A 15529-nucleotide genomic window follows, 5' to 3' on the forward strand; every position below is an offset into this window, starting at 1 on the left:
TTTTTCAAGTTATTTTATTTTGGTAACGCTTTCATTATGTTGGCGAAAAAGTCCCCCGCAGCAGGGGGGACTTTTTTACTTCATTTGAATGTGCTTCATATTATCTTCAGAGATATTTGTAAAAATAACCGGTGTTACGGCTGAAGCGGCATGCTGCTTGATGTAATCAAGATCAAATGTGAGAAGCAGTTCACCTTGTTTGACGGCTTGTCCGCTCGTGACATGTGCTTCAAAGCCTTCCCCATTCAATTTGACAGTATCAATGCCGACATGAATCAGGATTTCGGTGCCTCCGGCGCTCATAAAGCCGATGGCGTGTTTTGTTGGAAAGATCGAGACGATCTCGCCGTCCGCAGGTGCAACGACTTTTCCTTCTGTTGGATTAATCGCGAACCCCTCGCCCATCATTCTTTCTGAAAAGACTTGATCAGGCACGTCCCCCAGAGAGACTGTTTCTCCTTTGAGCGGATAAATAAAGGCCTCGTCGGAAACAGGATTTTGCTGCTTGTCCGTTTCCGTGTCCAGCGCGGCGGCGGTGTCAGGGACGCCTCCGGCCATGATCGTTTTGATGTCGTCTTTTAAGGCATCGGATTTTGTTCCGAATATCGCCTGAAAGTTGTTGTTGATTTCGAGCACACCTACTGCGCCAAGCCGTTTTAATTCATCTTTGCTGACTTTGCTTGGCTGATGAACGGTCACGCGAAGCCTTGTGATACACGCATCCAGATTAGCGATATTTTGCTGTCCGCCCAAGGCCTGCAGCACGTGAAAGGCAAGCTGGTCTTTTGCGACTGGAGCTTTCTCCTCATTCTGACCGTCTTCATCTGTGTCACGGCCAGGCGTTTTCAAATTCCATTTCAGAATCGCAAATCGGAACAAATAATAATAAATGAAAGCAAACACGATCCCGACAGGAATGACAACCCAGCCGTTTGTTGACAGTCCGTAGTTCAAGACGTAGTCAATTCCGCCGCCTGAGAACGTATAGCCGTGGCGGACATGGAATAAATCACAAACGACAAAGATGACACCGGCAAGAATAGAGTTAATCAAATAGAGCACGGGTGCAACGAATAAGAAAGAAAACTCAACCGGTTCTGTAATTCCGGTCAGCATAGATGTGAGCGCCGCAGAAATCATAACGCCGGAGATCATTTTTTTCTTTTCCGGACGCGCGGTATGGATAATGGCAAGAGCAACTGCCGGCAGACAGAAAATCATGTAAGGGAAATCCCCCATCATAAAGCGCCCTGCTGTCGGGTCTCCCGCGAAAAACCTTGTCAGGTCGCCGGTTACGGTGTTGCCTGTTGACGGGTCTGTGTATTCTCCCATCATAAAATAGAAAGGTGTATAAAAAATATGATGCAGGCCGAAAGGAATCAGCAAACGATAGATCGTTGCATAAAAGAACAGGCCGACTGTTGAATCGGCAATTAAACTGCTGGCTGCGTTAATTCCATTTTGGATCAGCGGCCAAACGAATGAGAAAATGACACCGATCACTAATGAACTGACGGACGTAATAATCGGGACAAAGCGTTTTCCAGAGAAAAATCCAAGGACCGGATGCAGCTCGATTGATGAAAACCGCTTATATAAATAGGCGGCGAGAAGCCCGATGATGATTCCTCCGAAAACTCCCATATCAATCAGGTGCTCGGCTCCTTCATACGGAGGCTGAAGGCCGAGTAATTTTCCCATATTGTCGAGGGTAACGGTTAAAATTAAGTATCCAATGACAGCGGCAAGTCCGGCTACACCTTCGCCGCCGGCTAATCCGATCGCAACCCCGACGGCGAAAATCAGCGGAAGATTATCGAATACAACGCCGCCCGCATCCTTTATAATAGGGATGTTCAGTAAGTCTTTGTCTCCGAAACGGAGCAAAAGGCCCGCTGCCGGCAGGACGGCAACCGGAGTCATCAACGCCCGGCCAAGCTGCTGCAGAATTTGAAATGCCTTTTTAAACATGACAGTCTCCTTTTATTGTTTTATGAGTATGGTGCACTCTTTAATTTTTGAGCTGCTTTATTATCGACGATAACGGTTACATGATTGTGTTTTTGAAGAATGGAGGCCGGTACATCTGTCGTGACAGGACCTTCAGCCATCTTTTGAATGGCGTCTGCTTTTTCCTCGCCGCTTGCTAAAAGCACAATATGTTTACTAAATTCCATGATGGTTTTAATGCCCATTGAAATCGCGAGTCTCGGCACCAGCACCGGATCACCGCCGAAGAATCTGGCATTTGCCTGTATCGTGCTTTCTGAAAGCTTCACAACACGTGTCCGGTCCTCAAAATCAGATCCCGGTTCATTGAAACCGATATGGCCATTGGCGCCGATGCCGAGAATCTGGACATCAATGCCTCCCGCCTGGCGGATGAGATCTTCGTATACCTTGCATTGAGCCTCAAGCTGCGGATTGTCTCCTTGCGGGATATGAATATGATCAGGCTGCATATTGATATGCTGAAAAAGATGCTCATACATAAATTTGTTATAGCTTTGAGGATGAAATGGAGAGAGACCAGCGTACTCATCCAAATTAAATGTAGTAACCTTTGAAAAATCAATTTCACCTGCCTGATAGTCTGAAATCAGCTGCTTGTACAAGCCGACCGGCGTGCTTCCGGTTGCCAGGCCGAGAACGGCATCTTTCTTAGCTTGTATTTGCTCTTTAATAATGGTAGCGCTTAACTTACAGAGTTCATCGTAGTGATTAGCGATCAGAATCTTCATGTGACACCCCCTCAAAGAGATAGACAAGCACCATATTTGTTATGACCAATTTTCGATACTTGTCATTACGAATTTAGCACCAGCGTTATCAAACTGTCAATATAAATTTCTGAAAATTTGTTATAAAGGAAGGATACAAATCTTTCATATTGGGATGGCAAATGGTATTATGGTCTCAATGAAAAAGAACGGATTGCATACAGAATGGGGAGAATGAAATGACAGCTTTATATTCTGTTATCAAGTTTAAAATCATTGAATTAATTAAGTCGGGCAAATATCAGGCGAATGATCAGCTGCCGACGGAGAGTGAGTTTTGCGAACAATATGATGTCAGCAGAACAACTGTGAGACTGGCCCTGCAGCAGCTAGAGCTTGAAGGATATATTAAGAGAATTCAGGGGAAAGGGACGTTTGTATCGGCGGCAAAAATACAAACGCCGATTCCGCATAAGATTACGAGCTTTGCAGAACAAATGAGAGGCCTGCGTTCCGAATCAAAAGTGCTTGAGCTTGTGGTGATACCCGCTGATCACTCCATTGCCGAGCTTTTGAAAATGAAAGAGAATGAACCTGTCAACAAGCTTGTCAGAGTCAGATACGCCGAGGGGGAGCCTTTGCAGTATCATACCTCGTATATTCCCTGGAAGGCGGCACCGGGGCTGGCGCAGGAGGAATGCACCGGCTCGCTGTTTGAATTGTTAAGGACAAAATACAATATTGAAATCAGCAAGGGAACGGAATCGATCGAACCGATTTTAACGGATGAAACGATCAGCGGCCACTTATTAACCAATGTCGGAGCGCCTGCGTTTTTATCAGAATCCCTTACCTATGATAAAAATGAAGAAGTGGTGGAATATGCACAAATTATTACGCGGGGAGACCGAACGAAATTCACCGTAGAACAGTCATATCATTCATAAAGCAATACGTGATAAGAAGGGAATGGTCGTTCTATGTTTCTATTGACGAATGAAAAAGTGCTGTGGGGAGCTGTAATTGTTGCATTCATCCTTTCAATCGTGTTTTACCCTTTTCTGCCGGCGCAGATGCCGATTCATTATGATGTAGCGAACAGCCCGGATCTGACAGTGAACAAGCTGGCGGGGACTGTGCTGCTGCCTGTTTTGATGGTGGTGTTTGCATGGGCGCGGAAGATCAATTGGCAATTAGTGTTCGCAGTGTATATTTTGCTGATTTGCCACGTTGTCGTCCTTTGTTTAGCGGTCTAAATCAAACAGCCAGAATAAAACTGGCTGTTTTTCTTTAATTTCAGCTTCATCTGACAATGAATGTGGTGTATAATAGCTGATGATCCTAAAGAATATTCTGAAATTTATCGGTGTGGAGCGGCGTATCATGAAAGGAAGGGCTGTATATTTTTTGCAGCTTTAAAAAGACTGAATATTTAAACAATTGTATGAAAGGTGTGCTGATCAGATTGAATAAGCTTATTGAACGAGAAAAAACTGGATATTATAAGGAAAAGCCCGACCCGTCTTCCTTGGGGTTTGGACAATATTTTACAGATTATATGTTTGTGATGGACTACGAAGAGGGAATTGGATGGCATCATCCCAGAATTGCACCGTACGCACCGCTTACGCTCGATCCGTCTTCCTCTGTTTTTCATTACGGCCAGGCTGTTTTTGAAGGGTTAAAAGCATACAGAACAGAGGATGGCAGGGTGCTCCTGTTCCGTCCGGATCAAAATATCAAACGGCTGAACAGATCGTGTGAGCGAATGAGCATGCCCCCTTTAGACGAAGAGCTTGTGCTTGAGGCATTGACGCAATTAGTTGAGCTGGAGAAAGATTGGGTTCCAAAGCAAAAAGGAACGTCACTTTATATTCGTCCTTTTGTCATTGCCACAGAACCGAGTCTCGGTGTGAAGGCATCCAGGAGCTATACATTTATGATCGTGCTTTCGCCTGTCGGCTCCTATTATGGCGACGATCAGCTGAAGCCGGTTAGAATCTATGTCGAAGATGAGTATGTGCGGGCGGTCAACGGCGGAGTCGGATTTGCAAAAACGGCTGGAAACTACGCGGCCAGTCTTCAGGCACAGCGGAAAGCGAATGAGCTGGGCTATGACCAGGTACTGTGGCTGGACGCCATTGAAAAGAAATATGTGGAAGAAGTAGGGAGCATGAACATCTTTTTCGTCATAAACGGGGAAGCTGTCACACCTGCTTTAAGCGGAAGCATTTTAAGCGGGGTGACACGCGCGTCTGCGATTGAATTGATTCGAAGCTGGGGCATTCCGGTTCGTGAAGAGAGAATATCAATTGATGAGGTGTATGCAGCCTCTGCACGCGGAGAATTGACAGAGGTCTTCGGCACAGGCACGGCAGCCGTCGTTACGCCTGTCGGTGAACTCAACATTCATGGAAAAACGGTGATTGTAGGCGACGGGCAAATCGGGGACCTCTCGAAAAAGCTGTATGAAACGCTAACAGATATTCAGCTTGGCAAGGTAAAAGGCCCGTTCAACTGGACAGTGGAAGTGTAAAAATTGAAAAAGAACCTGCCTTCAGGCAGGTTCTTTTATTTTGAATGGGTCATATCAGCAGCCGGCAGGCTTTTGCGGTTTTTCACATAATACATTGCATAGCAAATGGCCATAAACGGAACGCCGCAATACAGTGCGATTCTTTGATTCGGATCAAAGGCAATGCCAATGACGGAAGCCAGGCATAACAGAAACGCTGCAATCGGCACGATCGGATACAAAGGCGTTCTGTATTTCAAATCAGTAACTTTGTTTCCCGCTTCGATATAACGTTTTCTGAACATGAATTGAGATGCAGCGATTCCCATCCACACGACAACGACAGCAAAACCGGAAATCGACACGAGCACAACGTATACAGTGTCTGGTGCAAATACACTGGACAGCAGCGACAGAATGCCGCCGATCATGCTGAACACCAGCGCGTTAAACGGGGTTCCTTTTGATGTCAGCTTTGCAAATGTCGGATGAAGCGTTTTTTCTTTTGATAAAGACCACAGCATCCGGGAAGAAGCGTAGAGTCCGGAATTAGCCGCTGACAGGATCGCTGTCAGGATAACAAAGTTCATGAGATCGGCCGCGTATGGTACACCGACTCTATCAAAGACAGCGACAAACGGGCTTTTGATGACACCTGCATCTTGAATCGGAATCAGCCCTGACAGCACAAAAATTGTTCCGACAAAGAAGAGTGAGAGGCGCCAGACCGTTGTTTTAATCGCTTTTGGTATCGTCTTGTCCGGATCAACACTTTCACCCGCTGCGATTCCGATCAGTTCCGTTCCCGAAAAGGCGAAATTGACGGACAGCATCGTCATCAATATCGGAACAAATCCATTGGGAAAGAGCCCGCCTTCCGCCGTGAAGTTAGACAGCATCGGAGCGGATTCTCCGCCTTTGATGGGGATGAGGCCGAACATGGCAGAACCGCCTAAAAGAATAAATAATATGATGGCTAATACTTTGATGCTGGAAAACCAAAATTCTGATTCAGCGAAAAACCTGACCGAAAATGCGTTAAGCAAGAAAATGAACAGCGCAAATACGGCACTCCACATCCAAACCGACGTATGGGGAAACCAGCGTTGCATTAACAGGCCGGCTGCTGTGAATTCCGATCCCAATGCCACGGTCCATGTCAGCCAGTACAGCCAAGCGACCGTAAAGCCGGTGCCAGGCCCTATGTATTTGGCCGCATAGGTGTGAAAGGCGCCGGTCACAGGCATGGCGACTGACAGCTCACCGAGGCATAGCATGACCAGATAGACAATTCCGGCCCCGACTAAGTAGGCAAGTATCGTTCCAGCCGGGCCTGCCTGCTGAATGGTATAGCCAGAGCTTAAAAACAGTCCTGTTCCGATGACACCTCCTAAGGAAAGCATAAAGAGGTGCCGGCTTTTCATACTTCTCTGAAAGGTTGTCTCATTCTTGTTGTGAGCAGAGTCCATCTTTTTCCAACTTTCTATCGGCGATTTATTTCCTTCCTAATAAAAAATCTCATGTCAGGAAGTGACACGAGACTCCGGCGAACCGGCTTTAAGTTAGAATATACAAACAATTTCGATAAGTCAAGTTGTTTTTAAAGAGCGGACCCAAGCCGCGATTTCTTGAATATCTTCGGGTTTTGTCCGGCAGCAGCCGCCGATCAGCTTCGCACCTTTTTCATGCCAGATGCGGGCGCTTGCCCCGTAAGATTCTGCGCATGCTGCGCCGTTCCACGTTTTAGTTTCCGGATCATATTGCTCACCTGAATTCGGGTAGACGATGATCGGCTTTGACGTGTTCTTTTTTAACTCCTCTATCAAGGAAGAAATATGCTGAAGCGGCGTACAATTGATGCCGAGCGCTGCAATTTGGCGATGTTCATCAAGCCAAGCCGCGCAGTCAGCGGCCGGTGTTCCGTCACTGATATGTAGGCCGTCTTTGGCACTGAAGCTGATCCACGCATACGTTTCGGGAAATTCCTTCAACAGCCGCACAATCGCTTTTGCTTCAGTCAGACACGGGATCGTTTCGCATGCCAAAACATCAGCTCCGGCTTCAATCAGCGCTTTCATCCGGGGACGATGAAATTCAATCAGTTCATCTTCTGATATTGCATAGTTGCCGCGATACTCAGAACCATCTGCAAGATAAGCGCCATAAGGGCCTACAGAAGCCGCAATGATCGGTTTTGGCCGATTCAAACGGTTCTCTTCAAACGACCAAAATTCATCACGTGCTTCAGCTGCGATGCTGACGGACAACTCGATGAGCCGGCGTGCTTCCGCTTCGCTCAGCCCGCGTGCGGCAAAGCCTTCAAATGTGGACTGATAGCTGGCGGTGATCGCACAATCGGCACCTGCTGCGAAATAATCAGTATGAACTTGTTTAATCAGGTCCGGCTCTTCCATCAGGATTTTTGCCGACCACAGACTGTCGTTCAAGTCACAGCCCTTGCGTTCAAGCTCGGTCGCCATGGCGCCGTCTAGCACAATAAGCGGGAATGTATCTAGTATGTGTTGGATAGGATTCATAGAATGTACCGATGCCTTCTTTCAGATTTTTTAAAAAGATATGAAAATCGTAATGGAGGCTTACGTGTTTGTCAATAAACGCAAATAGAGAAAGGTGTTCAGCCCATATGTCTGAACACCTCTTTTTTATGATATTTGTTTGTTGTGTGAGTCTGACGATGTATCAGAAAGCGGCCAGCATTCAATGCCGTTGTGGTTTTTGAGCACATCTTTATAGAAGACCGGATCTTTGCCAGCTTTTTTCTGGCGTGTATAGTCTTTCAGCGCTGTAAAAACGACCTTTGATAATAAGAAAATTGCAATTAAATTCACGACGACCATCAAGCCCATGAACAAATCAGCAAGATCCCAGACGAGCTGGACTTTGGCGACACAGCCAAACACAATCATCGCCAGCACGCCGATACGGTAAACGAATATTAGTTTTTTGCTTTTGTTCAAAAAGCCAATATTGGTTTCGCCATAATAATAGTTTCCGATTAAAGCACAGAATCCGAATAACAAAATCAGAATGGCGAGAAAGCCTGATGCCCATGATCCGACATGGGAGCTTAGAGAGGCTTGTGTCAAGGCGATTCCGCTCAGACCCGGAGTATGATAGGCATCCGAAAACAGAATGATAAAGGCGGTGCTTGTACAAATGACCAGTGTATCAGTAAGCACACCAAAAGCTTGGATCAGCCCCTGTTTGACGGGATGGCTTGTTGTGGCGGTGGCAGCGGCATTCGGTGCGCTCCCCATTCCCGCTTCGTTTGAAAAGATTCCCCGTCTGACGCCTTGCATGAGTGCCGCGCCCAAAGCCCCGCCGGCGGCCTGGTCAAAACCAAACGCATTTTTCACGATTAGCGCAAGCACATCTGGCAGCTGCGTAATGTTGGTGAAAATGACGAAAAACGCAACTCCGATATACAGAACAGCCAATACGACGACAATGGATTCAGCCAATTTTGCAATGCGCTTGACTCCGCCGAAAATGATCGTGCCGAATACAGCAATTAAAATGAGTCCCAATGTCAGGCGGTTTGTGCCGAACGCGTTTTCAAAGGCAAGGCTGACTGTATTGGATTGAACCGAGTTGAAGACGATACCGAACGATAGGGTGATTAACACAGCGAACAGCGCGCCCATCCACCTTTTGTTCAGCCCTTTTTCCATGTAATACGCCGGCCCGCCGCGGAAGCCGTTTACATCTTTCACTTTATAAATCTGAGCCAGTGTGCTTTCCACAAAGCTGGATGCTGATCCGATAATGGCGATAATCCACATCCAGAAGATTGCACCGGGCCCGCCGAGTGCAATGGCGATGGCAATGCCCGTAATATTTCCCGTTCCGACACGGGCTGCCATGCTGATGCAAAAGGCTTGAAACGGAGAAATGGTGTTTTTCGACCGGGAAGCAGCACCTTCTCTTAACACTCTCACCATTTCTTTCAACATGCGAACCTGTAAAAACTTAAGCCTGAACGTAAAATAGATTCCAAGAGAAAGAAGCAATACAATTAATAGCTTTGACCACAAAAGATCATTTGCGATACCGACGATATGTTCCAGGATTTGCTGCATACAATCACCTCTTTTTTATGTTTAAAAAATACTGAGTTCCCACTCCTGTGCCATATGCTTCAGCAGCATACCCCCGGTGAGGCTGTTGCCGTATTCGTCAATGGCAGGCCCGTAAATGCCGATACCGCATCCGGATTGAAAAGGCTGTTCTCTTCTGGCGCTTGGAGGAACCAGCGCCATGATGCCGCCGGAGACGCCGCTTTTGGCCGGCACGCCGACAAACGCCGCATATTTGCCTGAAGCATTGTACATGCCGCACGTCAGCATTAACGCCTTGGCCAATTTTGCCACATCTTTTGGAATCACCTGCTCGCGTCGAATCGGATGATACCCGTCATGGGCAAGGATCAGGCCGATCAACGCGATGTCTTCTGTGGTGCTCTCCATGGCGCATTGCTTCAAGTACACCTCAAGTGTTTCTTCTACGTCAGCTTCTAAAAAGTTTGTTTCTTTTAAATAGTAGGCCAGCGCCCTGTTGCGGTGGGCGGTTTCCCATTCAGAACGGAACACTTCCTCATTAATTCTCGGACGTTTTCCTATTAAGGTTTCCATCACCGAGTATAGAAACTCGAGCTTTTTGTATGCCGATTCACCGGGAAGAATCGAGGCGATGGTAAGGGCACCCGCGTTGATCATGGGATTAAACGGCTTTCCCGGCTTGTTGATTTCGAGCCGAATGATTGAATTAAAGGCGTCGCCTGTCGGTTCGACATCTACGCGGTCCAGCACATAGGGAATGCCGCGGCTCATGCAGGCGGCGATAAAGCTGATCACTTTGGAAATGCTTTGCAGGGTAAAAGGGACGTTCCAATCTCCGGCATGTATCATCGTTCCGTCAGGCTCCAATATACAAATGCCGAGCTGTGAGTCATTGACTTTTCCTAAAGCGGGGATATAGTTTGCACTTTGTCCATTGGCGGCAAAGGGGCGATAATGCTCAACCCAATGATGCAGCTGTGACGCCGGGTTTATTTCTTTCAGAGTCTCTTTTATCAATTCTTTCATCGAATTCCTCCTCACTGATTTTCTTCTTTAAGGACTGAGGTTTATCAAAGCGAAGGCTGAAGGGGCGTTAAACGCTTTCATAAAAGCGGATGGTATATTTACTGTATAATGGCGACTACAGAATCATACAAAATACGACAAAAACATTTTGAAAATAAGCAGTAAGATTTATAAAAACCTGATTTTCTGGGTCAAAAGCAATTTGCAGGTTTTCTCCCGTTTCTCCAAAATAAAAAGCGAGGATGTGATCATCATAAAACTGGAACGTTTTATCGAAAAAGACGGATATATACTGGCTCTCATGCTGATTACGGTGCCGCTGGCCGGTGAACTGAAATTTTATCCCCTCAATGAAGAATTCCGGGTCAGCTTTGGCGCACCGGTTTTTTTCTTCTTTTTATCGTTGTTGCGGCATGTGCCCGCTGTGCTGCCGGGTTTTCTGACTGGAGCGGCTGTGTTTATCTTTCGCGTCTTTCTGGAATTATGGGGCGGAGGGCACAACGGATTGACTCCGATTCTGTATGACCAAGCGTCTAGCTTTTTCTTTTATATGACTTACGCCTGCCTGTTTTACATACTAAAGGCCAATCGTTTCCGTGAACGGCCGATTATGCTCGGTTTCATCGGGTTTATGATTGAAGTTGTGTCAGATTGTGTCGAGCTGGCTGTGCAATTTCTCATTTTTCATACGGTTGTCACGCCTGAGGAAATTACTGACATTGCGGTGATTGCGATTTCTCACACATTTATCGTGATGAGCTTTTATAGTGTGCTGAAGCTGTATGAAACACAATCGAGAGAAAAACAGACAAGGCAGCAGCATGAGCACATGCTGATGATCGTTTCTAATTTATATGAAGAAACGGTGCACCTAAAAAAGACTTTGAAAACGACAGAGAAAGTGACAAACGATTCGTATCAGCTCTATCGGGAAATGAAGGGCAAGGATCATCAGCTCAGCGGCAGAATCCTGAGACTGGCCGGGGAGATTCATGAAGTGAAAAAGGACAACCAGCGGATATTCGCTGGGCTTTCAAAACTGATTTCGAATGAGAGTTTGAGAGATTATATGAGGGCCTCTGATTTGCTGCAGCTCGTGATTCGAATGAATGAAAAGTACGCTGAAGCACTGGGAAAGCAGATTGATTTTTACTGCTCCATAGAGGGAGAGCATGACGAATATCACGTATTTATTGTGCTTTCGATCATTAATAATCTAACGGCAAATGCGGTAGAGGCTATGGATGAAGAGGGAATGATCAGCCTGAGGCTCCATAAGTTAAATGAGAGTATGGTAGAATTTCAGGTGGAAGACAATGGTCCCGGTATATCTGAAAAAATAGGGGAGATTGTGTTCGACCCGGGCTTTACTTCAAAATATGACGAATTCGGCACGCCTTCTACGGGAATAGGACTTTCCTATGTGAAGGAAATCGTGACTGAACTAGATGGGGATATTACGTTTAATAATCAGCAGCGGGGAGTGGTGTTTGCCATCAGGCTGCCTGTCCGGCATTTGATTCAGAAAGGGTGAACCGAAAGCTATGCGTTTTTTTATCGCTGATGATGACCGTGCGGTACGGTCGATTTTAAGGCAGATCATTGAGGACGAGGATCTTGGGGAGGCTGCTGGTGAAGCAGACGACGGAAGCCAAGTGGAAGGGCATATGCTGCAGTTCAAACAGATTGATATTTTATTAATCGATCTGTTAATGCCCGGAAGAGACGGCATTGAGACCATTCGTGAGATCCAGCATACGTACTCCGGCAAAATCGTCATGATCTCTCAAGTGGAGGCGAAGGAAATGGTCGGAGAAGCGTACTCGCTTGGCATCGAATATTTTATCCATAAGCCGATTAACCGCATTGAAATTGTTACGGTTCTCCAAAAGGTGAAGGAGCGGATTGAGCTTGAACACTCGATTGGAGCCATTCAGCATTCACTAAGCCGGCTTGTCAATCGGACTGATCGGAAAGCGCGTCCCCAGCAGAAGAGTGACAGCGGTTTAAAAGAGGCGGGAGCATTTCTGCTGTCCGAGCTGGGCATGATGGGAGAAGGCGGCGCGCAGGATCTCATGGCGGTCCTGCAGTATTTAGCAGAATACGAGCAATCCGATCCGCACGAAAAACAAAGCCCTTCGCTAAAACAAATATTCACCCAAGTAGCCGAACGGAAGCTGGGGACAGGGGCCTCTCAGACGGAGGTCAATCGGGAAATGAAAGCCTCAGAGCAGCGTATCCGCAGAGCGATTATCCATTCGCTGCACCATTTTGCATCACTGGGGACAACTGATTTTTCGAATCCAAAATTTGAAACCTATGCGTCGAAGTTCTTTGATTTTCCGGTAGTCAGCCAGAAAATGAAAGAACTCCAATCCAAGGATGCAAAACCTCTCGCCCCTGCTAGAATAAATATGAAAAAATTCATCCACGTGTTTTTTTTGGAAGCGAAGCTTTTGCACGAGACGATGAAACAAAGAAGGATATAAACCAAACAGCCGGCTGATCCGGCTGTTTTTTTGCTGCGCAGAATCCCGGCGGGACAGCGATTTACTGTTTTTTTATAAAATATCAGAAAATAAAGATATTGACTTATTGTTTATTTGTCTTACAATTAAACAAAAGAATATATGGAAAGGAGAGGATGTGAAATAAAGATTAATAAAGCGCTTTCAGTTAGAGGCTGTATACACAAATAATAGGAGGTTATGTTGATGAGCCGTATCAGAAAAGCACCCGCTGGCATTTTAGGTTTTCCGGTTGCTCCTTTTAACACACAAGGAAAGCTGGAGGAAGAAGCTCTTTTTCAAAACATTGAGTTTTTGCTGAAAGAGGGCTTAGAAGCGATATTTATCGCTTGCGGGTCTGGTGAATTTCAATCTCTCAGCCAGAAGGAATATGAGCAAATGGTGGAAGTCGCAGTCTCGGCAGCTGGGGGAAAGGTGCCGGTTTACACTGGGGTGGGCGGCAACCTCAGCACAGCGCTTGAATGGGCGCAGCTGTCGGAGAAAAAGGGCGCCGACGGCTACTTGATCCTGCCCCCGTATTTGGTGCATGGCGAACAGGAGGGACTGTATCAGTATGCGAAAACGATTATTGAAAGCACTGACTTGAATGCGATTCTCTATCAGCGTGATAACGCCATTCTCGCTGTAGAACAGATCAAACGCTTGACTGAATGTGAACAGCTTGTCGGTGTCAAAGACGGGGTAGGGAATATGGATTTAAATATTAACCTCGTCTATACGATCGGCGACCGCTTGGGATGGCTCAATGGAATGCCGATGGCTGAAGTGACGATGCCGGCTTACCTGCCGATCGGGTTCCACTCTTACTCTTCAGCGATTTCAAATTATATCCCGCATATTTCGCGAATGTTCTATGATGCATTGAAAAACGGAGATGCCGAGCTGGTGAAGGAAATCTATCAGCATGTGATTCTCCCAATCAACGATATTCGCAAACAACGAAAGAGCTACGCCGTATCCTTGATTAAAGCGGGGATGGAGATCATGGGGCTGAATGTAAGAAATACAGCCAGACCGCCTGTCGGCCCGGTTGAAAAAGAACATTATCAGCAATTGGAAGCGATTTTGAAGCAGGCGGCTGACCGTTTTCCGAAAAAAGCCGCAACGGTTTGACCAGAAAAAACACGAAAGGGGCAATGGGCATGTCTGTGATCACGGAACAAAACACGTATCTCAACTTTATTAACGGAGAGTGGGTTCAGTCTCAATCAGGCGATATGGTCAAGGTCGAAAACCCTGCCGACGTGAATGATATTGTCGGTTATGTACAGAATTCAACAGCTGAGGATGTGGAACGTGCCGTCGCCGCCGCCAATAAAGCCAAAACGGCTTGGAGAAAGCTGACGGGTGCCGAGCGAGGCCAATACTTATACAAAACAGCGGATATCATGGAGCGGCGCTTGGAGGAAATCGCCGCCTGTGCAACGCGTGAAATGGGCAAAACACTGCCGGAAGCTAAGGGAGAAACAGCCCGGGGGATTGCCATTCTGCGCTATTACGCCGGAGAGGGCATGCGCAAAACGGGTGACGTCATTCCGTCTACTGACAAAGACGCCCTCATGTTTACCACCCGTGTCCCGCTCGGTGTGGTCGGCGTGATTTCTCCATGGAATTTCCCTGTGGCGATTCCGATTTGGAAAATGGCGCCGGCACTGGTATACGGCAATACCGTTGTCATCAAACCGGCGACAGAAACAGCTGTGACATGCGCGAAGCTCATTGCCTGCTTTGAGGAAGCGGGGCTGCCGGCAGGGGTCATCAATTTGGTGACAGGCCCGGGCTCTGTTGTCGGGCAGGGGCTTGCTGAGCATGACGGTGTAAACGCCGTTACGTTTACCGGTTCAAATCAAGTCGGAAAAATCATCGGGCAAGCCGCTTTAGCGAGGGGAGCTAAATATCAGCTTGAAATGGGCGGCAAAAACCCTGTTATCGTAGCTGATGACGCTGACCTTGAAGCTGCGGCTGAAGCTGTCATTACGGGGGCCTTTCGTTCAACCGGCCAGAAATGCACCGCGACAAGCCGTGTCATCGTACAAAGCGGCATTTATGAGCGCTTTAAAGAAAAACTGCTCCAGCGCACAAAGGATATTACAATCGGAGACAGCTTAAAAGAGGATGTCTGGATGGGACCGATCGCCAGCAAGAATCAGCTTGATAACTGCCTGTCATACATTGAGAAAGGCAAGCGGGAGGGCGCTTCCCTTTTAATGGGAGGAGAAAAGCTGGAGAACGGAAAGTATCAAAACGGCTATTATGTTCAGCCTGCCATCTTTGACAATGTGACATCTGAGATGACGATTGCCCAGGAGGAAATCTTCGGTCCGGTGATTGTCTTGATCAAGGTTGATTCGATGGAGGAGGCGCTGGACATCGCCAATGATGTGAAGTTCGGTTTAAGTGCATCCATCTTCACGGAAAACATAGGCAAAATGCTTTCTTTCATTGAAGAAATCGATGCCGGACTGGTTCGGGTCAATGCAGAAAGCGCAGGCGTTGAGCTGCAGGCGCCTTTTGGCGGCATGAAGCAGTCGAGCTCCCACTCCCGCGAACAGGGTGAGGCGGCGAAGGACTTTTTCACAGCGATCAAAACCGTTTTTGTGAAGCCGTAATGGTGCTGGAAAGAGGCGTATGTCTCTTTCCCAGCTTTATCACAGCCAGCAT

General features: G+C 47.0%; 13 protein-coding genes. 7 read left to right on the forward strand and 6 right to left on the reverse strand.

Going from position 1 to position 15529, the window contains the following annotated elements:
- Positions 1-75 precede the first annotated feature (75 nt).
- Positions 76-1971 carry a glucose-specific PTS transporter subunit IIBC gene (gene ptsG, locus CDO84_RS00425; RefSeq protein WP_040084298.1) on the reverse strand — a complete coding sequence of 632 codons (1896 nt, stop codon included), beginning with the start codon at positions 1969-1971 and terminating at the stop codon, positions 76-78.
- 20 nt (positions 1972-1991) lie between these two features.
- A complete protein-coding gene (gene nagB, locus CDO84_RS00430) occupies positions 1992-2741 on the reverse strand; it encodes a glucosamine-6-phosphate deaminase (RefSeq protein ID WP_040084296.1) in 750 nt (249 codons plus the stop codon).
- 218 nt (positions 2742-2959) lie between these two features.
- Here nagB and gamR point away from each other — a divergent pair, with 218 nt between their 5' ends.
- The 3 genes from gamR to CDO84_RS00445 all read left to right on the forward strand — a co-directional run bounded on the left by gamR (position 2960) and on the right by CDO84_RS00445 (position 5256).
- Entirely contained in the window at positions 2960-3667 is a 708-nt protein-coding gene (gamR, locus tag CDO84_RS00435) for a transcriptional regulator GamR (RefSeq protein ID WP_014662621.1), read from the forward strand.
- Positions 3668-3700: 33 nt separating this feature from the next.
- Positions 3701-3976 (forward strand): DUF1648 domain-containing protein, encoded by a 276-nt coding sequence (locus CDO84_RS00440; protein WP_014662622.1) that lies wholly within the window; start codon positions 3701-3703, stop codon positions 3974-3976.
- A 209-nt stretch (positions 3977-4185) separates the two neighbouring features.
- Positions 4186-5256 carry a branched-chain amino acid aminotransferase gene (locus tag CDO84_RS00445; protein WP_040084294.1) on the forward strand — a complete coding sequence of 357 codons (1071 nt, stop codon included), beginning with the start codon at positions 4186-4188 and terminating at the stop codon, positions 5254-5256.
- 35 nt (positions 5257-5291) lie between these two features.
- Here CDO84_RS00445 and mmuP read toward each other — a convergent pair whose 3' ends face one another.
- The 4 genes from mmuP to CDO84_RS00465 all read right to left on the reverse strand — a co-directional run bounded on the left by mmuP (position 5292) and on the right by CDO84_RS00465 (position 10340).
- A complete protein-coding gene (mmuP, locus tag CDO84_RS00450) occupies positions 5292-6704 on the reverse strand; it encodes an S-methylmethionine permease (protein WP_040084293.1) in 1413 nt (470 codons plus the stop codon).
- Positions 6705-6824: 120 nt separating this feature from the next.
- Positions 6825-7772 (reverse strand): homocysteine S-methyltransferase, encoded by a 948-nt coding sequence (gene mmuM / locus CDO84_RS00455; RefSeq protein WP_040084291.1) that lies wholly within the window; start codon positions 7770-7772, stop codon positions 6825-6827.
- Positions 7773-7898: 126 nt separating this feature from the next.
- Complete coding sequence (locus tag CDO84_RS00460; RefSeq protein WP_014662627.1) at positions 7899-9335, reverse strand: alanine/glycine:cation symporter family protein; 1437 nt, start codon at positions 9333-9335, stop codon at positions 7899-7901.
- A 21-nt stretch (positions 9336-9356) separates the two neighbouring features.
- Positions 9357-10340: a glutaminase gene (locus CDO84_RS00465; protein WP_014662628.1), complete on the reverse strand. Its 984-nt coding sequence runs from the start codon at positions 10338-10340 to the stop codon at positions 9357-9359.
- Between the two features lie 301 nt (positions 10341-10641).
- Between CDO84_RS00465 and glnK the strand changes: the two genes are divergently transcribed.
- The 4 genes from glnK to gucD all read left to right on the forward strand — a co-directional run bounded on the left by glnK (position 10642) and on the right by gucD (position 15477).
- Positions 10642-11874: a two-component system sensor histidine kinase GlnK gene (gene glnK, locus CDO84_RS00470; RefSeq protein ID WP_081483657.1), complete on the forward strand. Its 1233-nt coding sequence runs from the start codon at positions 10642-10644 to the stop codon at positions 11872-11874.
- Between the two features lie 10 nt (positions 11875-11884).
- Positions 11885-12829, forward strand: a complete 945-nt coding sequence (gene glnL, locus CDO84_RS00475) for a glutamine utilization two-component system response regulator GlnL (RefSeq protein WP_040084290.1) — start codon at positions 11885-11887, stop codon at positions 12827-12829.
- A gap of 225 nt (positions 12830-13054) precedes the next feature.
- Positions 13055-13981, forward strand: a complete 927-nt coding sequence (gene kdgD, locus CDO84_RS00480) for a 5-dehydro-4-deoxyglucarate dehydratase (protein ID WP_040084289.1) — start codon at positions 13055-13057, stop codon at positions 13979-13981.
- A gap of 29 nt (positions 13982-14010) precedes the next feature.
- Complete coding sequence (gene gucD / locus CDO84_RS00485) at positions 14011-15477, forward strand: alpha-ketoglutaric semialdehyde dehydrogenase GucD (RefSeq protein ID WP_040084287.1); 1467 nt, start codon at positions 14011-14013, stop codon at positions 15475-15477.
- Positions 15478-15529: the final 52 nt, after the last annotated feature.

Origin of the sequence: Bacillus sp. MD-5 (assembly GCF_002201875.1) — a bacterium.
GTDB classification, from domain to species: Bacteria; Bacillota; Bacilli; order Bacillales; family Bacillaceae; genus Bacillus; species Bacillus stercoris.

Coding starts and splice junctions, on each gene's coding strand:
- ptsG (WP_040084298.1), bottom strand. CDS start 1,971: ATGTTTAAAAAGGCATTTCAAATTCTGCAGCAGCTTGGCCGGGCGTTG.
- mmuM (WP_040084291.1), bottom strand. CDS start 7,772: ATGAATCCTATCCAACACATACTAGATACATTCCCGCTTATTGTGCTA.
- CDO84_RS00440 (WP_014662622.1), top strand. CDS start 3,701: ATGTTTCTATTGACGAATGAAAAAGTGCTGTGGGGAGCTGTAATTGTT.
- glnK (WP_081483657.1), top strand. CDS start 10,642: ATGCTGATTACGGTGCCGCTGGCCGGTGAACTGAAATTTTATCCCCTC.
- glnL (WP_040084290.1), top strand. CDS start 11,885: ATGCGTTTTTTTATCGCTGATGATGACCGTGCGGTACGGTCGATTTTA.
- CDO84_RS00465 (WP_014662628.1), bottom strand. CDS start 10,340: ATGAAAGAATTGATAAAAGAGACTCTGAAAGAAATAAACCCGGCGTCA.
- nagB (WP_040084296.1), bottom strand. CDS start 2,741: ATGAAGATTCTGATCGCTAATCACTACGATGAACTCTGTAAGTTAAGC.
- mmuP (WP_040084293.1), bottom strand. CDS start 6,704: ATGGACTCTGCTCACAACAAGAATGAGACAACCTTTCAGAGAAGTATG.
- CDO84_RS00460 (WP_014662627.1), bottom strand. CDS start 9,335: ATGCAGCAAATCCTGGAACATATCGTCGGTATCGCAAATGATCTTTTG.
- gucD (WP_040084287.1), top strand. CDS start 14,011: ATGTCTGTGATCACGGAACAAAACACGTATCTCAACTTTATTAACGGA.
- kdgD (WP_040084289.1), top strand. CDS start 13,055: ATGAGCCGTATCAGAAAAGCACCCGCTGGCATTTTAGGTTTTCCGGTT.
- gamR (WP_014662621.1), top strand. CDS start 2,960: ATGACAGCTTTATATTCTGTTATCAAGTTTAAAATCATTGAATTAATT.